This window comes from Paraburkholderia suaedae (assembly GCF_040812055.1).
GTDB lineage: Bacteria > Pseudomonadota > Gammaproteobacteria > Burkholderiales > Burkholderiaceae > Paraburkholderia.
Genome location: NZ_JBFOAH010000027.1, coordinates 1 through 20298 on the forward strand (window position 1 = coordinate 1; position 20298 = coordinate 20298).

19 protein-coding genes are annotated in these 20298 nt (G+C 61.4%); 13 read left to right on the plus strand and 6 right to left on the minus strand.

All coding sequences use genetic code 11. The features are described 5' to 3' along the window. Positions 1–139 precede the first annotated feature (139 nt). From ABQJ48_RS29015 to ABQJ48_RS29055, 9 genes are all read left to right on the plus strand, one after another. Positions 140–1300: a hypothetical protein gene (locus ABQJ48_RS29015; RefSeq protein ID WP_367841397.1), complete on the plus strand. Its 1161-nt coding sequence runs from the start codon at positions 140–142 to the stop codon at positions 1298–1300. A 1-nt stretch (position 1301) separates the two neighbouring features. Next, on the plus strand, positions 1302–2153 hold the full coding sequence (locus tag ABQJ48_RS29020) for a hypothetical protein (RefSeq protein ID WP_367841398.1): 852 nt from the start codon (positions 1302–1304) through the stop codon (positions 2151–2153). After that, positions 2153–3547, plus strand: coding sequence for a hypothetical protein (locus ABQJ48_RS29025; RefSeq protein ID WP_367841399.1), 1395 nt, complete (start codon positions 2153–2155; stop codon positions 3545–3547). The genes ABQJ48_RS29020 and ABQJ48_RS29025 overlap by 1 nt, the downstream gene beginning before the upstream one ends. Then, a complete protein-coding gene (locus tag ABQJ48_RS29030; RefSeq protein WP_367841400.1) occupies positions 3547–4101 on the plus strand; it encodes a DUF4376 domain-containing protein in 555 nt (184 codons plus the stop codon). Before ABQJ48_RS29025 ends, ABQJ48_RS29030 begins: the two co-directional genes overlap by 1 nt. 3 nt (positions 4102–4104) lie before the next feature. Next, positions 4105–4584 (plus strand): hypothetical protein, encoded by a 480-nt coding sequence (locus tag ABQJ48_RS29035; RefSeq protein WP_367841401.1) that lies wholly within the window; start codon positions 4105–4107, stop codon positions 4582–4584. Between the two features lie 102 nt (positions 4585–4686). Continuing rightward, the gene (locus ABQJ48_RS29040) at positions 4687–4863 is read left to right on the plus strand and encodes a hypothetical protein (RefSeq protein ID WP_367841402.1); all 177 of its coding nucleotides are present in this window, start codon (positions 4687–4689) and stop codon (positions 4861–4863) included. Continuing rightward, entirely contained in the window at positions 4860–5342 is a 483-nt protein-coding gene (locus ABQJ48_RS29045; RefSeq protein WP_367841403.1) for a glycoside hydrolase family 108 protein, read from the plus strand. The genes ABQJ48_RS29040 and ABQJ48_RS29045 overlap by 4 nt, the downstream gene beginning before the upstream one ends. Next, the gene (locus ABQJ48_RS29050; protein ID WP_367841404.1) at positions 5339–5923 is read left to right on the plus strand and encodes a hypothetical protein; all 585 of its coding nucleotides are present in this window, start codon (positions 5339–5341) and stop codon (positions 5921–5923) included. The genes ABQJ48_RS29045 and ABQJ48_RS29050 overlap by 4 nt, the downstream gene beginning before the upstream one ends. Before the next feature lie 185 nt (positions 5924–6108). After that, on the plus strand, positions 6109–6900 hold the full coding sequence (locus ABQJ48_RS29055) for a DNA adenine methylase (RefSeq protein ID WP_367841405.1): 792 nt from the start codon (positions 6109–6111) through the stop codon (positions 6898–6900). A 234-nt stretch (positions 6901–7134) separates the two neighbouring features. Here the strand turns inward: ABQJ48_RS29055 and ABQJ48_RS29060 are convergent, their stop codons facing one another. From ABQJ48_RS29060 to ABQJ48_RS29080, 5 genes are all read right to left on the minus strand, one after another. Continuing rightward, positions 7135–7530, minus strand: a complete 396-nt coding sequence (locus tag ABQJ48_RS29060; protein WP_367841406.1) for a hypothetical protein — start codon at positions 7528–7530, stop codon at positions 7135–7137. Beyond that, positions 7527–8495 carry a zeta toxin family protein gene (locus tag ABQJ48_RS29065; RefSeq protein WP_367841407.1) on the minus strand — a complete coding sequence of 323 codons (969 nt, stop codon included), beginning with the start codon at positions 8493–8495 and terminating at the stop codon, positions 7527–7529. Before ABQJ48_RS29065 ends, ABQJ48_RS29060 begins: the two co-directional genes overlap by 4 nt. 187 nt (positions 8496–8682) lie before the next feature. After that, positions 8683–9747, minus strand: a complete 1065-nt coding sequence (gene darG, locus ABQJ48_RS29070) for a type II toxin-antitoxin system antitoxin DNA ADP-ribosyl glycohydrolase DarG (protein WP_367841408.1) — start codon at positions 9745–9747, stop codon at positions 8683–8685. 4 nt (positions 9748–9751) lie between these two features. After that, complete coding sequence (gene darT, locus ABQJ48_RS29075) at positions 9752–10393, minus strand: type II toxin-antitoxin system toxin DNA ADP-ribosyl transferase DarT (RefSeq protein ID WP_367841409.1); 642 nt, start codon at positions 10391–10393, stop codon at positions 9752–9754. A 454-nt stretch (positions 10394–10847) separates the two neighbouring features. Continuing rightward, on the minus strand, positions 10848–11039 hold the full coding sequence (locus ABQJ48_RS29080; RefSeq protein WP_367841410.1) for a rubredoxin: 192 nt from the start codon (positions 11037–11039) through the stop codon (positions 10848–10850). A 432-nt stretch (positions 11040–11471) separates the two neighbouring features. Here ABQJ48_RS29080 and ABQJ48_RS29085 point away from each other — a divergent pair, with 432 nt between their 5' ends. From ABQJ48_RS29085 to ABQJ48_RS29100, 4 genes are all read left to right on the plus strand, one after another. Continuing rightward, entirely contained in the window at positions 11472–13424 is a 1953-nt protein-coding gene (locus tag ABQJ48_RS29085; protein WP_367841411.1) for an ATP-binding cassette domain-containing protein, read from the plus strand. A 433-nt stretch (positions 13425–13857) separates the two neighbouring features. Beyond that, a complete protein-coding gene (locus ABQJ48_RS29090) occupies positions 13858–15843 on the plus strand; it encodes a DNA topoisomerase IV subunit B (RefSeq protein ID WP_367841412.1) in 1986 nt (661 codons plus the stop codon). Between the two features lie 73 nt (positions 15844–15916). Next, positions 15917–18241 (plus strand): DNA topoisomerase IV subunit A, encoded by a 2325-nt coding sequence (parC, locus tag ABQJ48_RS29095; RefSeq protein WP_367841413.1) that lies wholly within the window; start codon positions 15917–15919, stop codon positions 18239–18241. A 266-nt stretch (positions 18242–18507) separates the two neighbouring features. Then, positions 18508–18966, plus strand: a complete 459-nt coding sequence (locus ABQJ48_RS29100; RefSeq protein ID WP_367841414.1) for a CopD family protein — start codon at positions 18508–18510, stop codon at positions 18964–18966. A gap of 78 nt (positions 18967–19044) precedes the next feature. Here ABQJ48_RS29100 and ABQJ48_RS29105 read toward each other — a convergent pair whose 3' ends face one another. Then, a complete protein-coding gene (locus ABQJ48_RS29105) occupies positions 19045–20253 on the minus strand; it encodes a chromate transporter (RefSeq protein WP_367841415.1) in 1209 nt (402 codons plus the stop codon). Positions 20254–20298: the final 45 nt, after the last annotated feature.

Here is a 20298-nt window from a genome sequence, read left to right on the forward strand (position 1 = left end):
ACAGGATCCTTGCCGAACATCATCGGCGCGTGCTTGAGTTCGCGTCTCCTACCGGAGCCTCGAGCTCAAGCACGCGAAGAAAACGGTCTTCAAGAAAGTGAAACGATGTCTGTGAATCGCACAGTTCAGCACCTGGACGGTGACAGCATCCGGCACGCTGAGCGACGTTAAGGTCAGCAACACGACGACGCTTAGCCTGGTGGTCAATGATCGCCTGCAAAAGCTCACGCTCACTCAGCAGCGCCCGACCTACGGCGGTACGAACGTGCTGCCCAACGGCATCGACGGAACGGCCAACGACCTCGCGGGCCAGTACAAGCCGCGCGTCTATGGCTCGGTGCTGAACATTGCGCCGAAGTGCGTCAACACCTCGAACCTGATTTACCAGGCATCTGATCAGGCGAACTGCTCGATAACGGCTGTCTATGACAACGGCGTAGCGCTTACTCAGGATGCCGATTATCCGGACTTGGCGGCGCTGCAATCGACGCAGCCCGCATCTGGCCACTATCGTCGCTTTCAGGGCTATTTCCGGCTTGGTGCCAGTCCTGCGTCGCAGGTGACATGCGATGCGACGAGCGGGGCCACCAGCGCGGCCAGTGTCATGCAGCAGATCGCGCTCGATGCTGGGTTCGCGTCCGCAGATATTAGCGCGGCCGATGTGACCGCGCTCAATGCGTTGACCTCCGCGCCGTGCGGCGTGTGGGCTGACGGTCAGGTGACGAGTCAGTCGCTGATGGATCTGATTGCGGTCAGCGTCGGCGCCTATTACTCGTTCGACCGTTTGGGCCTGTTGCGCATGGGACGGATGACTGCGCCGACCGGCTCGCCGGCGGCGACCTTCGATGATGTCGTGCTCGAGCAGGTGAACGTGAGAGAGGCGGGCATTCCCGCCTATCAGGTCACGATCAACTACGCGAAAAACTACACCGTGCAGAACCAGCCGGCCGGCAGCGTGACCGTCGACCGGCGCACGTGGATTTCGCAGGCATCGCGCAGCCAGATCTCGACGAGCGGGACCGTCCAGACCGCATGGCCGTCCGCGACCGCCCAGTCGTTCGACACCGTGCTCATCAACTCATCCGACGCGCTGGCAGAGGCAACACGCCGGCTCGCGCTGTTCAGTCGCCGCATGCTGCTGACCGTTGATATCGACCTCTCGCAACTCGGCACGCTCGACCTCGGCAGCGTCGTCGCGTTCACATATCCGCGGTATGGCCTGCCGTCGAAGCTGATGGTAGTCGTCGGCGTCGACGCTGGCGCGGACACGCACCTCGCAACACTCACGCTATGGGGATGATGTGGCAAATGTCCTACTCGCATATCCGAACCTGACGGACGGCGCGACACTGTCGGGCGGCAGTTGGCAGGCGCCGCTGACGAACCTGCAGGACCGGCGGCTCGCGCGCGTCGCCAGGACGACCGACTGCACGACGCCGAACACGCAGTTCGCCATCGACCTCGGCAAAGACCGCAAGCTGCAAGTGATCTCGCTTATCAGCCACAACATGAGCACGCAAGGGCAGTGGCGCTTGCTGATGGGCGACGACCCGACGTACACGTCCAACAAATACGACTCGGGCTGGCAGGTTGCATGGCCGGTCGTCTATCCGTTCGGCACGCTCGAATGGGAAGACGACAACTGGTGGGAAGGCACGATCTCACAGGACGCCCGCGCGGGCTATCCGGGCATTCTGCTCGACCTTCTGCCAAGCATTGTGCTCGCGCGCTACGTCAAGGTGCTGTTCAGCGATGCGACAAACGCGGCAGGGTATCTGCAGTTCGGCCGGCTGTTCCTGTCGCCTGGCTGGCAGCCCGCCAACAACATGTCATACGGCGCGTCGTTCAATTGGGAAACGGATACGAAGGTTGCGCGCTCGCTCGGCGGCACGCCTTACTTCGACCGGAAGAACCCGCGTCGAGTCGACAAGTTCTCACTCGGGTTTCTGAGCGATGCCGAGGCAAAGGCGACGGTGTTTGAAATGCAGCGAACGCTCGGCATGGACGGCGAGCTGCTTGTCGCGTGGGATCCAGGCGACGCGCTGAACCTGATCCGGCAATCATTCGTCGGCCGCATGCGCGCGCTCAATCCGATCGCCACCGTGTTTCTGAACAACAACAGCAATGCATTTGAAATCGAGGAAACGTCCTGATGACGAACCAAGTTACTTTTCCGACCAACGTCGGCGGCGATGGCTCAACCGTCACTGACGACAGCAACGCGACGACCGGCCTGGCAAATGGCGGCTTTCGTGTGCGCTTGCTGCCGATGTTCACCCAGATCATTGCTATTGCGAACTGGATCCTCGGCACGGCCAGCACTGTGTCGACGAATGCAACGAATGCGGCCGGATCCGCGTCGGCAGCGAGCACATCGGCAAGCAATGCCGCGTCGTCTGCCAGCGCAGCGGGCACTAGCGCATCAAACGCATCGACGAGCGCAACGAATGCGCAGAACTACGCGGCAGCACTGACCGCTACCAGCACGACGGTCGTTGCCATCGGCATCGGATCAAAGACATTCGCGACGCAGGCGAATAAGCAGTTCGCAGTCGGGCAGTTCGTCTCCGCCGTGAGTGCAGGAACGCCGACGAACTACATGCACGGCCAGGTGACCGCTTACAGCGGGACGTCGCTGACCGTCAACGTGCTGGATGTCGGTGGATCGGGCAGCCCATCTGACTGGAACATCTCCATCTCGGGCACCCAGGGCACGCAAGGTGCCCAAGGACCCCAGGGGGCGGCGGGACAATATGCCGGTATCGCAAGCGGTGCGGTCGATGAGGTGAAGGGCGCAAACATCGCGTCAGCGGCGACTGTTAATCTCGAAACTGCAACTGGCAACCTCGTCCATATCACCGGCACTACGACCATCACCGCAATCACGCTCAACTCGGGCGCTGAACGCACAGTCGTGTTCGATGGCGTGCTGACGCTGGCCTATAACGCAGCGTCGTTGATTCTTCCTGGCGGCGCAAACATCACCACTGCGGCGGGAGACACGATGATCGTGCGTGGCGATGGCGCAGGTAATGCGCGCGTCATTGACTACGTGCGAGCGAGCGGCGTCGCTCTTGCTGCTCCGGCTCTGCCCTATCTCCATGTTAGAGAGCAACAACCAAGTGGATCTAGCGCCGGAAATTCGATCAGCGGAACGCAGGTACGTGTTCTGAATACGGTGGTGACAAATACGGTTCCTGGGGCGTCACTGTCAGGCAATCAGATCACTTTGCCAGCGGGAATATTTCGCGTTTCTGCTAGCGCACCTGCTAACACTTCTGGCAACGGTCTATATCATCAAGCATCCGTCTTCAGCGTAAGCGACTCGGTGACTCTTGTTACTGGAACAAGTGAGTCGCTTTCGGAGTACTTGGGATATTCGATGCAAACAAGATCGGTAATCATCGGGTCCTTCACGCTATCCGCCCCTAAAACGATCGTAATTAACCACTACACCAGCCTCGGTGCCTCGCCCGGCCTCGGCAAAGCCACCACATCCGGCCTTGGTGAGGTCTACACAGAAGTTGAAATCACTAAGGTGGCCTAATGCGATACCTCACATACAACGGAAACGGCCCGTTCACCGGCGCGTACATTCAAGACCTGTTGCCCGATCATGAGGCGAATCACATCGAAGTCGATGAGGCGACGTATCTGAACTGGTGCAACCTGAGTTATCAGGATGGCGCGATTGTGCCGACGCCGGGGCCGAGCACTGCGGAACTACTCGACGACGCCAAGGCGTCGCAAACGGCCATCGTGTCGCAGGCATGCCAAGACGCCATCGTCGCAGGCTTTTCGTCATCGGCGCTCGGCTCTGCGCACACGTATCCGGCCAAGTCGACCGATCAGCAAAACTTGAACGCATCGGTCGTCGCGTCGATCCTTCCCGGCGTGGCTGCGGACTGGACAACGCCGTTCTGGTGCGCTGACGGCTCGGGCACATGGGCCTACGTGATGCACACCGCGGCGCAAATCCAGCAAGTCGGGCAGGACGGCAAGGCGGCCATTCTCGCGTGTCTGACGAAGAACCAGCAGCTTGCCTCCGAGATCGACGCCGCGACGACCGTGGAAGCAGTGCAAGCCATCCAGTGGAGCTGATGAATGAAAGTTGCTTTTTACAAAGGCACGCGTCCGGGCCTGTCCGGCATCGTCAATCGCCTGATCCGCTGGTGGACGAATAGCCGGTACTCGCACTGCGAGCTCGTCGTCGCACCGATCGATGGCACATATCTGTGTGCGTCGTCATCGTTTGAAGACAGCGGCGTGCGTTTTACAGTCATCGATCTGGATCCTGTGCGATGGGATGTGGTCGAGTTCGTAACGGACACCGATACGGAAAAGGCGGCCGTCGAGTGGTTTAACGATCACCTCGGCGAGCCGTACGACCTCGCGGCCGTGCTCGGCTTCGTGTGGCGCCGGGGGCATCGGGCGGGACATTGGGATTGCTCCGAATCGATCGGTGCGGCGGTCGGCATTCCTGAGTCGTGGCGCTTTGATCCGGCCACACTGCATGCCGCTCTGTCGGCCGCCGCCGGTGACGTCCCTTTCGAGACGACAATGCCGACCGCTGCGGCTGCCTGACTCCCGCGCAAAACCTCACCTGTTGTAAATGGATCCGCCCGCGCAGCAATGCCCGGCGGTTTTTTCAGCCGCCCGTCGAGGCGGCATTTTTTCGGGGGTTGCATGTCGTCAGGCGATCTGTCGCACGAGGAAGTTAAAGAGGCGCTGAAAGAGGGACTAACAGAGTGGCTTGACAAGCAGTTCGCGACGCTCGGGAAGTGGACGTTGGGCGGCGTCGCATCACTGTGCCTCGCCGCGTTGGGATACGCATTCCTGCAAACAAAGGGGTTCAGCAAGTGAGCAGCTTTGACGACGCATTTGATGCGCTCATCGGTAACGAGGGCGGCTATTCGAACAATCCAGCTGATCCGGGCGGCGAAACGATGTGGGGCGTCACGGCGCGTGTTGCGCGTGCGGCGGGCTACACGGGACCCATGAAAAACTTGCCACGCGACACGGCGAAGGCGATCGCAAAGAAGCTGTACTGGGATCCGCTACGGCTCGACGAACTGGACGCGCGCGTGGCCTTCCAGATCCTCGACGCGAACTACAACGGCGGCCATCCGGTGATCTGGATGCAGGGCGCCGCCGGCGCGAAGGTCGACGGCCTGATCGGGCCGGCAACCATTGCAGCGGTGCAGGCCACCGATCCGCTGCGGTTCCTGCTCCGCTGGAACGCGCTGCGCCTGCGCTATTTCACGTCACTCAAGACGTTCGGCACCTTCGGTAGGGGCTGGACGAATCGCATCGCCAACAACCTCATGAAAGGAGCTGCATGATGCCGCTGATCCCCATCGCAATGGCGCTCGCGCACTTCGTACCGATGATCGCCGGCTGGCTCGGCGGCTCGAAGGCCGAAGACATCGCCAGCAAAGTGGTCAGCATCGCCCAGACTGTGACAGGGCAGTCTGCGCCCGACGCCGCGCTCGCTGCCATCCAGTCGGACCCGAATCTGGCGATGCAGTATCAAAAAGCGGTGCTCGACCAGCAGGCGCAGCTCGCGCAGGTCGCCGCCGATGTCGAAAAGGCCGAGCTCGCTGCCGATCAGGCGAACACCGCAGTGGTCAACCAGACGATGCAGGTTGAGGCGAAGTCGGATCACTGGCCGACGTACACCTGGCGCCCGTTCATCGGCTTCTGTTTCGGTCTGCTCGGCCTATCCGCCGGCATTACAGTCGGCGCCGCGTACGCGGGCGTGATGTTCTTTCGCATCGACCCGGCAGTGCTCGCGCAGCTGCCCGGCATGCTCGGTGCGGAAGCGGCAGTGATGACCACGATGGCTGCGCCGCTCGGCATCGCCTCATGGTTCCGCGGAAAAATGCAAAGCGACCCGCGCGTGCCGAGCGACAACCGCGGATGAAGTTTGCCGTACCAAAGTCACTTTAACCGCGCTCAGTTGGGCAGAAAAAGACAGGGCGACCGGCAGCATGTTTCCGCATGCTGCCGGCCGCCTTTCCACTGAACAGACCAGTGAATTAGCCAAGGCCCTGACACCTACCGGTAGGCGGGCCGAATTCTAACTTAAAAAGAAAAGGCAATTCATTTATGGCCACACCTATCGTCCCCTGGATCGGGGGCAAGCGGCGCCTCGCGGACCATCTCATTCCGCGCTTCCCCGCACACGAATGCTACGTCGAGGTATTCGCGGGCGGCGCCGCCCTGTATTTCATGCGACCGCCGGCGAAGGTCGAGGTGATCAACGACATCAACGGCGAGCTGGTGAACCTCTACCGCGTCGTACAGCATCATCTTGAGGAGTTTGTGCGGCAGTTCAAATGGGCGCTGACTAGCCGCCAGGTGTTCAAGTGGTTGCAGGACACCGTTCCGGAGACGCTCACCGACATCCAGCGCGCGGCCCGCTTCTATTACCTGCAGCAGAACTGCTTTGGCGGGAAGGTCGAGGGCCAGTCGTTCGGGACGGCGACGACTGCGCCGCCCGGTCTCAACCTTCTCAGGCTGGAGGAGACGTTGTCGGCCGCGCATCTCCGCCTGTCGAATACATTCGTCGAGCGGCTCGACTGGAAGACCTGTATCGACAAGTACGACCGGCCGCACACGCTGTTCTATCTGGACCCGCCGTACTGGGAGACCGAAGGATATGGCGTGGCCTTTCCCTATGCCGAGTACGAGGAGATGGCGAGACGTCTGCGGGCGCTCAAGGGAAGGGCGATCGTCAGTCTGAACGATCATCCGGATATCCGGCGGGCGTTCGATGGCTTCCATATCGAGACCGTCGACATCAAGTACACAGTCGGCGGTGGCGGCCGTGAGGCACCACGCAAGGAAGTTATCATTTTCAGCTGGGACGCCGCCGCCCAGCCTGCTAGCCTCTTTTAGCTCGGTTGGCCGGCTTGCCGGGAACCGAACACGCGTTACCTCGGCGCTATGTTTCTGCGAGCCCGTGGTTCAGGCTACACAGTCGGCAATGGGGAGTGCTTTCCTCAAGCAGGCCAGCGGTGACGACGCTGAGATCGGCACATTTCTAAAAAAAGCAAAAAGCCCGCGTCGGCGGGCTTTTTGCTTGTCTTACAGAAGGGGAACAACTTACCAACGCCTTAGGGCGAACTCGAATTAAACGGCGCGTTTCGCTGCAAGTTTCTTGTAAAAGGCGGCGACCTGCTCCGACGGCCCGGTCGACAACGTCCGCACGGCGCGGTCAGTGTCTTCGATGCTCCTGTCAACACGCTTGCTAACCGTTGACTTAATAGCGAACGTGTAAGTGTGCACTTTAAAGTTACCGGAACGCGGCAGCGCCGTCTTGACCTTCATATGTGTCAAGTCTTTCGCCAATTTGGGCACCACTTTTACTATGACGCCGTCTCTCGACACCATCGTTTTCACGCGTACTACCCGATCAGGCTCGTTTTTCAATGCCTTGATCACTCGTACGGCTGAATTCAGCTCGTCGATCTTCCCCTTCAGGGCGGAGTCCCGCACGAACTTTCGTGAGGTAGGTCGCTTGTTCATGGCGCTTTGTCCTCGTTTCTGAAAAGGGCTGCGGGATTCTCTTCGGACGAATAGTCCACTACTTGATAGCCGCGGTTTTTGCTGGATACCGCGCCAAACGACGCCCAACCGGTCGATCCTGGAAGGATCCCCGCTCTAAATTTATAGTACGTCAACGCTGGATCGTTTGCATAGTGATCAAAGATAAGACCGAGCGGAACGTATCGTCCTGTGTCGCAAAAACGGTGTAAAGCACGCATCGTGGCCTCGCGACGCGTGAGTTCCACAGTGGTGAGATGTACTTGATACTTCTTATGCAAGAAGGCCTCTTGAAGGCGAATCAAGCTCTCCGGATTATGTCCGATTTTTGGCATCACCACGTTGATACCGTCTTGTGTGCACGCGCCTAGCAGAGACGGAACTTGCTGCCCGTCAGCGCCAACTTCGCCGCCCTCGGTCACAATGGCTGATTCCTCGTGGACAAGCTGGGCCCCTGCATTATTGTCAAATTCGGGAAATTTGCGTTTTGCGTAATCCGAATCAACGATAACTGCGCCTAATTGATCCGCAATCTGATTCACCATTGTCGACTTTCCCGACGCCGGCAGTCCTGTAACGATGTAAGCCGTGAAGCCCTTTTCGGCCGGCCGACCGATCGGCTGCGCACCGCCAGTGCCTAGCTTGATGTCTTCATCATCAGCGAGTCTATCGAGAGTCCACAGTTCCTCGAGGATGGTTTCCCGTAGACGTTGTCGTGATGCGGGATCACGATAACTTCCGTAACGATTGGCAGGACTCTTGTATGTGGATCTGTCACCGACTTTTTCGACAGCTGCTTCGGCATTTCTCAGTTCTTCGACAACCTTATCCAAGATGCAAGGTCTGCCGGAGGGAAGTTTGAAATCCCCTACTAAACCGAGGCAATTCGCGAGAAACCATTCGATGTCTACGCTGCTCTCAAAGCGACGACGGTAGTCTTGCGGCATCAAGTGGCCTGTTAATTTTACTAGCTACTGTAGAGGGCATCAACGCGCCAGCGCCTGCTACAAATTTGCTACAGCAGTGTAGCGATGCCTTGTCTGGCGGGCTTCCGGCCTGTCATTCCACCCCTGAACTACAGCGGCCCGCTTGTGCGGGACGCTGGTTTGACCGTTTTGAGCGGTCACGTTCCACTCAGTTCATATAATGGGTCATGCTAGCGTTTTCCGATCTAGGCAGGAATTCGCTGTCGGCTAGATGTTTCCACGCCTTTTCGATGTGACGCGGCTTCATGAGCTTTGATTTGCGATCACTCCAAGCTTGCACTTGTTTGGTGGCATCTTCGTAGTTTCTCGACCCCTCATGTACGCTGAGCCAATGTACTGTGGCGAGCAACTCCACACCATATGGTGTTTCAAATCCCTCAACGAGACGCTTTACGTGCGCCAGTCGGTCTTTGCCTTCTCTGTCTTCGCCGAGGAAAGCATCAGCTTCTTCAACTGCGCCGTCCAGCAGGTAGATCTCCGCGTCACCGCTTCTATCGCCGAAACCACGAATGAAATGCCCTTCAAGGCGCACAAGAACCTGATTTAGATTGTCCGCGTAGGGGCCATAGATATGCTTGGAGTAGTTCAGGCGAAGCTTTTCTCCGGCCTCTTGGAGGAAATAGGCCAGCTTCTGTATTTCGAGAAGACTTAGCCTGTAGCCGAGTTCGTTGTACTGCTCGATGAGCTTTATGAATAGAGCACGGGCTCGGGTCATTCTCGGGCGTTCTGTTCGTACCGGCATCGCATCGCTGGCCGGTGCGCCTTCGGGCGGATAGACGCGCACGTCGACGTCAGTGAGTGTGTCCATTGCCGTTTCGATTAGCGGTAAGACATCGCTCCAGCGAAGCCCCCCATTTCCGCATCCGAGCGGAGGGATCGCGATTGAACTGATGCGAAGGTCCGCAATCACGCGTACGAGGTCCGCCAGTCCGTCTTCAACATAGGCAAGCTTCGATGGCGAGCGCCAATGAGTCTTGGTGGGAAAATTTATTATGTACTTCGGATTGACGAACTCACCTGTGGAAAATACGTGCATTTTCCCGGGGCGGACTTCTCCAGCCTTGCATGCTTTTTCGTAAGCGTCAAAATTGGCGGGAAACGCCTGGCGAAACTGTAGGGCGATCCCTTTCCCCATGACGCCAACACAGTTGACTGTGTTGACTATCGCTTCCACGTTCGCGGTGAGGAGATTTCCGTGAGTAAGCGTAATCATGTGTTCAATAATACCAGTTGGCTACAACGCCTGACGGTGGCACGTGCTGGATTTGCCTAGCCGCTAAAATCTGCGAAACGCGCTCAGCGGTGACCACGTTGCTTGATGCGATCCCATTTATCAACTGCCAGTCGCAACGTTGATGAACGAGAAATTCTGCTTGGCGACGGCGCTTCCGGTCGGGATCATCGTTCGTATCATTCCAATAAGTGAGCGACATAACGTTCCAGTCGACCTCGTCCAGATCTGCAGGATCGTCGTAGAAGTCCGAAGGCTGAACAGTCGGATGGCCATCGGTGAACGCCCATCGAGAATTCGAATCCAAGACTTCGCGCAGCGATACACGCAAAACGACGATTGGTGCCTGACCTTGCGCGTAGCCTGCAACATTGCCCCTGTGTATCGCAAACAGCATAGGCGAGCGGGGTGCGAAATAAAAGGGCACATAGTCATGCAGCGAGCCGCCTTCCGAGCAGCTCACGATCGTTGCCGCACGTCGGGCCTGAATGGACGAATGAGCAATATTCACACCGCGCTGTCCGGCGGGTATGAAGTTGGTAGCGAGCAGTCCACCCGCGTCGATGATCGCAGGTAGATTTTCGACATGAGTAATGTGGTACAGCTGAATTTGATCTAGATCCGCCACCTGCTGCCCCCGGTCGTGCTAGATATATTTGCGGTGCCGTGTTTATAGGGGATGGGCGGCTTGCATCTCGACCCGATCATGTTGATCCCGCTTCACTAGGTATTTCAGCGTGTGCTACATAATTGCTATAGCACTGTGGCAAAGCCTTATCCGACGGGCTTCCGGCTTATCATTCCACCCCCTGAACTACAGGGAGAGGACCGAACCGGACTATCCGCAGCAATCCTGCCACCGGACGAAGTCCGCGAGGATTGCGCGAGTCGAAACTCGCCAGCGAGCGCAGAGTATATCAAACGTGCCCGGGGGCGAGGCCGTTCCACCAAGCAAACGGCCCAGCGCATTGCCTCGCGCGCCATGTGGAGCGCTGCAAAAGCGAGCCGAAAAACCGGCGTAGCCTCAACGCTCAGTAACCCGCACACCCATCGCTGGCCACGCGTGCTTCGATCAGTTCGACTCAGAATTGCACTACCGCAAACTCGGCTTTGCCCACATCGCACAGCGGACAGCGCCACTCGTCCGGAATGGCGGCGAAGCGCGTGCCGGGCGCGATGCCTTCTTCGGGCAGGCCATCTTCCTCGTTGTAGATCCAGCCGCAAATCAGGCAGACCCAGCTTTTATAATCGGTCACTTCAACGACTTCACTCACGCCGCACTCTTCTGTAGTCTGTAGTTTCAACGCAATAGCCTGCTCACCCCGCCCCTTTTTTGGGCAACGCGGCAACCCGCAATATTACCGGAATCTGTCTATCCGGCCGCGATCAGGGCACGTACCCGCCACGTAAGCCGCCTGTCTCGCGGGATGAGCTATCGGCGACGGGTGGCGACAACCAGCCGTCCGTTTGTCTGGCCGCCGGGATGCAGCGACAGCCACCGTGCAGTAGTCCGGCAGGCCCCCAGCGGGTCCCATCGACGCGGTGCGCACCTTCGGTCCCAGTCCTGTGCGCCGCGACGTTCATGACTGCCACCTCTACGCCTTACATGCCGCCCATTCGCCCTATCTCTTCCGGCAGACAGGCACCGGGGCGCGCGCCCGGTACAATGGGCAGTTCCGGCTCATCGCTGTCTTCCCCAATTCTCCATGTCGCTCTACACCATTACCGGCGCCCAACTGGCGTTCGGTCACGTCGCGTTGCTCGATCACGCGGATTTTTCTCTCGAAGCGGGCGAACGCGTCGGGCTGATCGGGCGCAATGGCGCGGGCAAGTCGTCGCTGCTCAAGATCGTTGCCGAGCTGGCCAAGCCCGACGACGGCCTGATCTCGCGTCAGCAGAATCTGAGCACCGTCTACGTGCCGCAGGAGCCCGAGTTCGACACTGACGACACGGTGTTCGACGCGGTCGCCGCCGGCCTCACGCAAGCGCGCGCGTTGCTGGACGAATACGACGCAGTCGCCAACCAGCTCGCCGACGAACCCGAAGGCGCGCAGCACGACGCGCTGATGGCGCGCATGAACACGCTGCAATCGTCGCTGGACGCATCGGACGCCTGGAACTGGAGCACTCGCGTGGCCACCACGCTGCAGCAGATCGGTCTGAACGGCGAGGCGCGGGTCGGTTCGCTGTCGGGCGGCATGCAAAAGCGGGTGGCGCTGGCGCGCGCATTGGTGGTGCGGCCGGACGTGCTGCTGCTCGACGAGCCGACCAACCACCTCGACTTCGACGGCATCCGCTGGCTTGAAGAACTGCTGGTCTCGCTGCGCGCGGGCCTGTTGTTCATCACCCACGACCGCGCGTTCCTCGACCGCGTAGCGACGCGCATCGTCGAGCTGGATCGCGGGCGTCTGCTGTCGTATCCGGGCAATTTTTCGGCATACCAGACGCGCAAGGCGCAGCAACTGGAAATCGAACGCGTCGAAAACGACAAGGCCGACAAGCTGCTCGCGCAGGAAGAAGTGTGGATTCGCAAGGGCGTCGAGGCGCGCCGCACCCGCAGCGTCGGCCGGATCGCGCGGCTCGTGCAGATGCGCAACGAGCGCGCCGAGCGCCGCAACGTGCAGGGCAACGTCAAGCTGGACGTCGGCCAGGGCGAGAAGTCGGGCAAGATCGTCGCCGAGCTGACCGACGTGACCAAGCGCTACGGTTCGCGCACGGTGGTCGACAAGTTCACGGCCACGGTGATGCGCGGCGACAAGATCGGCTTCGTCGGTCCGAACGGCGCGGGCAAGACGACGCTGCTGAAGATCATCCTCGGCGAACTGCAGCCGGATGAGGGCGCGGTGCGCGTGGGCACCAATCTGCAAGTCGCGTATTTCGACCAGATGCGCGCGCAGCTCGATCTGGAAAAGAGCCTTGCCGACACCATCAGCCCGGGCAGCGAGTGGGTCGAGGTCAACGGCCAGAAAAAGCACGTGATGAGCTACCTCGGCGACTTCCTGTTCGCGCCCGAACGCGCGCGCTCGCCGGTCAAGTCGCTCTCGGGTGGCGAGCGCAACCGTCTGCTGCTCGCGCGTCTGTTCGCGCGTCCGGCCAACGTGCTGGTGCTCGACGAACCGACCAACGACCTTGACATTCCCACGCTCGAACTGCTCGAAGAACTGCTCACCGAATACGACGGTACGGTGCTGCTGGTCAGCCACGACCGCGCGTTTCTCGACAATGTCGCGACGTCGGTGATCGCGTCGGAGGGCGAGGGCAAGTGGCACGAGTACGTAGGCGGCTTTACGGACTGGCAGATTCAGCGCGACCGTTCCCAGCAGATGGCGCTCAACGCGCAGAAAGCTGCCGGAAAGGCAGCGGCCGGCAAGGAAGCGGTCAAAGAGGCGGCGGCGGCCAAAGACAGCTCGGCGGCCCGCAATCCGCAGCGCCCGGCGAAGCTGTCGTTCAAGGAGCAGCGCGAACTCGAGGCGCTGCCGAAGACGATTGCCGAACTCGAAGCCGAGCAGAAAGCCATCGGCGCGCAACTCGAAGACGGCTCGGTGTTCGCGAGAGACGCTCGCGAAGGCACCCGGCTAACGGAGCGCTATGCGCACATCGAAGAAGAGCTGCTGATTGCGCTGGAGCGTTGGGACGAGCTTGAAAGCCGGCGCAAATGACGTGGAGCGCCGCGCACGGCGCGGTCTCGGCGCGCCGCATCGGCAAGCTGGACCTTGCGGTAAAAAGCGCTGCTGAACGTCGGATACCACATCGGCGCGGCAGGCTTCGAAGCCTGCTGCCCGCCTCTCTTTGGCGCCCGCTGCGCCTTATCCACACGGCCAATCCGGCAAAGGGTCGATTGCCGCGATGATCGAAATCAGTAAAATACCCCGCGAACAGGCTTCCCCCGGGTTCGCATCGGGCTGGTCGTGCGAATGCGCGTCGTCAGGCGCGCCAACGGGAAGCCGCGCGACAAAACAACTTGCCTGTACTGTGGGCACCCCACCTAACCCCGTTGTCTGGTCTCGCTTTTTTTTGAAAACTCAACGCATTGTCCACGGACCTGTCCACAGCACCTGTGGACAACGATGAACCGACGCACCCGAGTCAACCATGTCTACGAAAAAGCCAAACGCTGCGTATAGCGAAGCGTCGATCAAGGTGTTGAAGGGTCTGGAGCCGGTCAAGCAACGGCCCGGAATGTACACCCGCACCGAGAATCCGCTGCACATCATTCAGGAAGTCATCGACAACGCGTCGGACGAAGCCCTCGGCGGTTACGGCCGGCAAATCACCGTCACGCTGCACGCGGACCATTCGGTTTCGGTCGAAGACGACGGCCGCGGCATTCCGTTCGGCCTGCATCCCGAAGAAGGCGTCCCGGTCGTCGAGATCGTGTTCACGCGACTGCACGCGGGCGGCAAGTTCGACAAAGCCGCCGGCGGCGCGTACACGTTTTCGGGCGGCTTGCACGGCGTCGGCGTGTCGGTCACCAACGCGCTGTCCACGCGCCTCGACGTCACCGTGTGGCGCGACGGCAAGGTCGCCGAACTGAGCTTTGCACACGGCGACGTCGCAAAGCAGCTGCAGGTGCGGGCCGCTGCGAAGGGCGACAAGAAATCCGGCACGCGCATCACCGCGTGGGCCGACCCGAAATACTTCGACTCGCCGAATCTGCCGCTCGGCGAACTGCAACGCCTGCTGCGCTCGAAGGCGGTGCTGCTGCCCGGCGTCGAAGTGACGCTGATCAACGAGAAGACCGGCGAGCAGCAAAGCTGGAAATACGAGGACGGCCTGCGCGGCTATCTGCTCGAAGGCATGAACGGCAGCGACCTGCTGATACCGCTCTTCGAGGGCGATCGGTATGTCGACAGTTCGCGCGCGAGCGAAGAGACTTTCGCCGAAGGCGAGGGCGCTGCATGGGTGGTCGCGTGGAGCGAGGAGGGCACGCTGATGCGCGAGTCCTACGTCAACCTGATTCCGACGCCCGCGGGCGGCACCCATGAGTCAGGGTTGCGCGACGGTCTGTATCAGGCGGTCAAGAGCTTTGTCGAGTTGCACAACCTGCAGCCCAAGGGCGTGAAGCTGCTCGCGGAAGACGTGTTCGCGCGCGTGTCGTTCGTGCTGTCGGCGAAGGTGCTCGATCCGCAATTCCAAGGGCAGATCAAGGAGCGGTTGAATAGCCGCGACGCGGTGAAGCTGGTGTCGTCGTTCGCGCGGCCGGCGCTCGAGCTTTGGCTAAATCAGCATGTCGAGCACGGCAAGAAACTCGCTGAGCTCGTGATCAAGCAGGCACAGGCGCGCACTCGCGCAGGGCAGAAGGTCGAGAAGCGCAAGAGCTCAGGCGTCGCCGTGCTGCCGGGCAAGCTGACCGATTGCGAGTCGACCGAAATCGGCCGCAACGAACTGTTCCTCGTGGAGGGCGACTCGGCGGGCGGCTCCGCGAAGATGGGCCGCGACAAGGAGTACCAGGCGATTTTGCCGCTGCGCGGCAAGGTGCTCAACACCTGGGAAACCGAGCGCGACCGCCTGTTCGCGAACAACGAGGTGCATGATATTTCGGTGGCGATCGGCGTCGATCCGCATAGTCCGGACGACAACGTCGACCTGTCGAATCTGCGTTACGGCAAGATCTGCATTCTGTCGGACGCGGACGTGGACGGTTCGCACATCCAGGTGTTGCTGCTCACGCTGTTCTTCAAGCATTTCCCGCAACTGATCGAGCGCGGCCATGTGTGCGTCGCGCGGCCGCCCCTGTTTCGGGTCGACGCGCCTGCGCGCGGCAAGAAGCCGGCGCAGAAGCTGTACGCGCTCGACGAAGGCGAACTCGAAGCGATTCTCGACAAGCTGGGCAAGGACGGCGTGCGCGAATCGCAATGGTCGATCAGCCGCTTCAAGGGCCTGGGCGAAATGAGCGCGGAGCAACTATGGGACACCACGATGAATCCAGACACGCGGCGTCTGCAACCGGTCGCGCTGGGCGAACTCGACTACGAGGCCACCGTCGCGCGCATGACGATGCTGATGGGCAAGGGTGAAGCGGCGTCGCGGCGCAACTGGCTGGAAGAAAAAGGCAACGAGGTGGAAGCCGACATCTGAGCGCGGCGCGCTCGCGCCTGCGTGCACTGCCACCGCACCCACACCTCAAGCCAAACACGCATACGGAATCTAGATGGACGACGATAACACTCTCGACCTTTTCACCGAGCCGCCGCCGCCGGACGGCGACTTTCTGACGCTCGGCAACTACGCGGAACGCGCGTACCTCGAATACGCGGTCAGCGTGGTCAAGGGCCGCGCGCTACCCGACGTGTGCGACGGTCAGAAGCCGGTGCAGCGCCGCATCCTGTTCGCGATGAACGAGATGGGTCTCGGCGACAACGCGAAGCCGGTCAAGTCGGCGCGCGTGGTCGGCGACGTGCTGGGCAAATACCATCCGCACGGCGATCAATCCGCGTACGACGCATTGGTGCGTCTCGCGCAAGACTTTTCGATGCGCTATCCGCTGATCGACGGACAAGGCAACTTCGGCTCGCGCGACGGCGACGGCGCAGCGGCCATGCGGTACACGGAAGCGCGTCTCACGCCGATCGCCAAACTGCTGCTCAGCGAAATCGACCAGGGCACCGTCGATTTCATGGCGAACTATGACGGCTCGTTCCAGGAGCCGAAGGTTCTGCCGGCGCGCCTGCCGTTCGTCCTGCTCAACGGTGCGTCGGGCATCGCGGTCGGGCTCGCGACGGAGATCCCGTCGCACAATCTGCGCGAAGTCGCGGCTGCCGCGGTCGCGCTGATCCGCAATCCGAAGCTGTCGCACGCCGAGTTGATGCAGCACGTCCCCGGCCCCGACTTCCCCGGCGGCGGCCAGCTTATTTCGAGCGAAGCGGAAATCTCCGCGGCGTACGAAACCGGCCGCGGCAGTCTGAAAGTGCGCGCGCGCTGGAAGATCGAAGACCTCGCGCGCGGCCAGTGGCAACTGGTCATCACCGAACTGCCGCCGAACACGGCTGCGCAGAAGGTGCTCGAGGAAATCGAAGAGCAGACCAATCCGAAGATCAAGCTCGGCAAGAAGACGCTGACTCCGGAGCAATTGCAGACCAAGCAGACCATGCTCGCGCTGCTCGACGCAGTGCGCGACGAGTCCGGCAAGGACGCGCCCGTGCGCCTCGTGTTCGAGCCGAAGTCGAGTCGTCTCGATCAGACCGAGTTCGTCCATTCGCTGCTCGCCCATACGAGCCTGGAGTCGAACGCGTCGCTGAACATGGTGATGGTGGGCGGCGACGGCCGGCCGCGCCAGAAGGGCTTCAGCGAAATCCTGCACGAGTGGATCGCGTTCCGCTTCGCCACGGTCACGCGCCGCACGCGTCATCGTTTGTCGAAGGTGGACGACCGGATTCACATCCTCGAAGGCCGGATGATCGTCTTTTTGAATATCGACGAAGTCATCCGCATCATTCGCGAGTCCGACGAACCCAAGGTCGCGTTGATGGCTGCGTTCGGGCTGTCCGATCGCCAGGCCGAGGACATCCTCGAGATTCGGCTGCGTCAATTGGCGCGGCTCGAAAAGATCAAGATCGAAAAGGAACTGGCCGAACTGCGCGACGAAAAGGCCAAGCTCGAAGAACTGCTCGGCAGCGAATCGGCGATGAAGCGCTTGCTCATCAAGGAAATCGAGAGCGACGCGAAGCAATACGGCGACGAGCGCCGCACGCTCATTCAGCCGGAAAAGCGCGCGACGTTCGAGGCGCGTGTGGTCGACGAGCCTGTCACGGTGGTGGTGTCGCAGAAGGGTTGGGTGCGCGCGCTCAAGGGCCATGGCCTCGATGCCACCGGCTTCACGTTCAAGGCTGGCGATGGGCTGTACGCGGCCTTCCAGTGCCGGACGCCGGACACACTGGTCGCGTGGGGCAGCAATGGGCGCGTCTATTCGGTCGCGGTCGCGTCGCTTCCGGGCGGGCGTGGCGACGGCGTGCCGGTCACGTCGCTGATCGAGCTGGAGTCGGGCAGCCACCTGATGCACTACTACGCGGCCGCCGCGGATCAGGCGTTGCTGCTCGCGTCGAGCAACGGCTTCGGGTTTATCGCCAAGGTGGGCGACATGGTGAGCCGCGTGAAGGCCGGCAAATCGTTCATGACGATCGACGCCGGTGCCGCGCCGCTCGCGCCGATGCCGATGCTGCCGGACGCCGCGCAGATTGCGTGTCTGTCGTCGGGCGGGCGTTTGCTGGTGTTCGGCCTCGACGAGATGAAAACGCTCTCGGGCGGCGGACGCGGCGTCACGCTGATGGCGCTCGACGAGAACGAAACGCTGCTGCAGGCGCTGCCGATCAACCCGGCGGGCGTGATGTTGATCGGCACGCGGCGCGGCGGCCGCGTGGACGAAGAGAAGCTGAGCGGCGCCGCGCTCGCGCCGCATGTCGGCAAGCGTGCGCGCAAGGGCCGGGCGCCGGAGAGCAAGCTGAAGCTCGACGGCATGCGTCCGGTGCTGGCGGCTTGACGAAATCGATGCGTGTGTGCGGCGGGCGTCTGATAGCATGCAAGGCGCTCGTTGTGCGCGGTAGCTGACGTGACGCGCAGCAGTTGACAGGCGGGGGCCGCGGCGTCGCGGGACGGGGCGCGCTGCAAATAACAACTATAAATCGACGGGAAAGCCGCAGGCGCCCGGAACTGCGTGCTCAGGCACGCGGTCGAACGCGCTCAACGGCCGCTGCCAAGCCAAAGCAATCGCGCAGTGGTGCGGCGTCGTCGGGAGAGGAAAACAACATGATCAAGGCTATCGAACTCGCGCTTTTTCTGCATCTGCTCGCGGTCGCGGTATGGGTGGGCGGCATGGTGTTCGCGCATTTCTGCTTGCGCCCGGCCATTGCCGATCTTTCGCCGCAATTGCGCCTGCCTTTGTGGGAGTCGGTGTTCGGCCGTTTCTTCAATTGGGTCGCCGCGGCCGTGCTGGTGATTCTCCTCACCGGCGGCTTTCTGCTGATGCAGTTCGGCGGCGCTCACGCCACATGGCCGCTGCACGCCATGGCTGGCCTCGGCATCGTCATGATGCTGATCTTCGGGCATATTCGCTTTGCTGTCTTTCCGCGCATTCGCCGCGCAGTGCAGGCGCAGAAGTGGCCTGACGGCGCGCGGGCAGTCGGCACGATCCGGCGTCTGGTGCTGATCAACATCGTGCTCGGCGTTGTGACGGTCGGCGTGGCGGTGCTCTCCCGCGGGTTCTGAGGCGCGGTGGGGCGGGTGTCGCCATTGCCGCTTGGGCTTCGGCTACGGTGTTCTTATCGTTGCCAATGCCGGCGGTATTCACTGCAGCGCCCCATACGCGAGCCACAGTCCGCACACCACCGCCACCGTTCCATACACGACATACACCGGCACCTTGAGCTTGCCGAAACATAGCGCCGAGAAGAGCGCTGTCAGCAGATAGACCGGCTGTAACGGCACATGCCCGGCGATGCGCAGCACCGCGACCGCGAGAAACGCGGTGGTCACCGCGCGCAGTACGCTCATGCCGTGCTCGAAGCGCGGATTCGCCTTCAACTGAGGCAAATGCCGTTGCGCGAGCACGACGAGGCAGCCCGACGGTACGAAGATGGCGAGCGTCGCCATCAGCGCGCCGGCGCATCCGTCCACCAGATAGCCGAAAAACGGCACCACGTTCAGCAGTGGCCCGGGCGAGAGCGGCGACAACGAAAACGCGAGCGTGAAGTCGTTCTCCGATACGCCGACCGCGGGCGTCACGAACAGCGTCTTGAGCACAGGCAACGCAGAGAAGCCGCCGCCGAACAAAGTCATGCCGGCGCCGGCGAGCCGCGGCCACAATAACGGCAGCTCATAGCGGCGCGGCAACGGCAGCGCGAACAGCATCAGCAACACGCATAGCCCGATCAGCATCTGCCAGTCGGCGCGCCGCAGCGATACCACGAGGCGGCTGTCGCGCTCCGGGCTCGTGAACCATCCGGCGCCGAAGGCCGCGCCCAGCATCAAAACGTAAGCCGCGGCGTTACGCGCATAAAAGAGCGCCGCGCAACCGAGCACTGCCGCGATCCATTCGAGCTTGCCGCGCACCAGCGCGCGCGTCTGCTTGAACCACGTCATCGCGATCAGCGTGGCCAGCACCACGCTGAAATGATTGAGCAGCATTTGCGGAGCGGCCGTGCGTAGGATCGGCGAGCGGTAGAACATCGCCAACAGCGTCATCAGAACGAAGAAGGGCAGCACGCTGGCGATGCCCGACACCCATGCGCCGGCACGTCCGCGCAGCGCGTGCCCCAACTGCACGGCGACGTTGCATCCCACGGGGCCGGGCACCATCCAAGCGAGCGCAATCAGGTCGGAGAACGCGACCGGCGAGAGCCGCCCCTCACGTTCGACGTAGTGATGTTCGAGTTGCGCCATCAGCGCGAGCCCGCCCCAAGACAGCGCGGACAGGCCGAACACGACCCGAAACAGCGCCCATAGCGGTTCCCGTTCCCCTCGTCTGATAGCGTCCTGGTTCGTGATCGTCGGCATGGCGTCAAGGGGGCCCGGCGTGCGGGCGCGCGCCTTCTGGATCAG

What these genes read in the sequence shown, in the direction of transcription:
- ABQJ48_RS29060 (WP_367841406.1), bottom strand. Translation starts at nt 7,530, where the DNA reads ATGAACAAGCGACCTACCTCACGAAAGTTCGTGCGGGACTCCGCCCTG.
- ABQJ48_RS29090 (WP_367841412.1), top strand. Translation starts at nt 13,858, where the DNA reads ATGTCTACGAAAAAGCCAAACGCTGCGTATAGCGAAGCGTCGATCAAG.
- ABQJ48_RS29040 (WP_367841402.1), top strand. Translation starts at nt 4,687, where the DNA reads ATGTCGTCAGGCGATCTGTCGCACGAGGAAGTTAAAGAGGCGCTGAAA.
- ABQJ48_RS29025 (WP_367841399.1), top strand. Translation starts at nt 2,153, where the DNA reads ATGACGAACCAAGTTACTTTTCCGACCAACGTCGGCGGCGATGGCTCA.
- parC (WP_367841413.1), top strand. Translation starts at nt 15,917, where the DNA reads ATGGACGACGATAACACTCTCGACCTTTTCACCGAGCCGCCGCCGCCG.
- ABQJ48_RS29030 (WP_367841400.1), top strand. Translation starts at nt 3,547, where the DNA reads ATGCGATACCTCACATACAACGGAAACGGCCCGTTCACCGGCGCGTAC.
- ABQJ48_RS29065 (WP_367841407.1), bottom strand. Translation starts at nt 8,495, where the DNA reads ATGCCGCAAGACTACCGTCGTCGCTTTGAGAGCAGCGTAGACATCGAA.
- ABQJ48_RS29105 (WP_367841415.1), bottom strand. Translation starts at nt 20,253, where the DNA reads ATGCCGACGATCACGAACCAGGACGCTATCAGACGAGGGGAACGGGAA.
- ABQJ48_RS29100 (WP_367841414.1), top strand. Translation starts at nt 18,508, where the DNA reads ATGATCAAGGCTATCGAACTCGCGCTTTTTCTGCATCTGCTCGCGGTC.
- ABQJ48_RS29035 (WP_367841401.1), top strand. Translation starts at nt 4,105, where the DNA reads ATGAAAGTTGCTTTTTACAAAGGCACGCGTCCGGGCCTGTCCGGCATC.
- darG (WP_367841408.1), bottom strand. Translation starts at nt 9,747, where the DNA reads ATGATTACGCTTACTCACGGAAATCTCCTCACCGCGAACGTGGAAGCG.
- ABQJ48_RS29085 (WP_367841411.1), top strand. Translation starts at nt 11,472, where the DNA reads ATGTCGCTCTACACCATTACCGGCGCCCAACTGGCGTTCGGTCACGTC.
- ABQJ48_RS29050 (WP_367841404.1), top strand. Translation starts at nt 5,339, where the DNA reads ATGATGCCGCTGATCCCCATCGCAATGGCGCTCGCGCACTTCGTACCG.
- ABQJ48_RS29055 (WP_367841405.1), top strand. Translation starts at nt 6,109, where the DNA reads ATGGCCACACCTATCGTCCCCTGGATCGGGGGCAAGCGGCGCCTCGCG.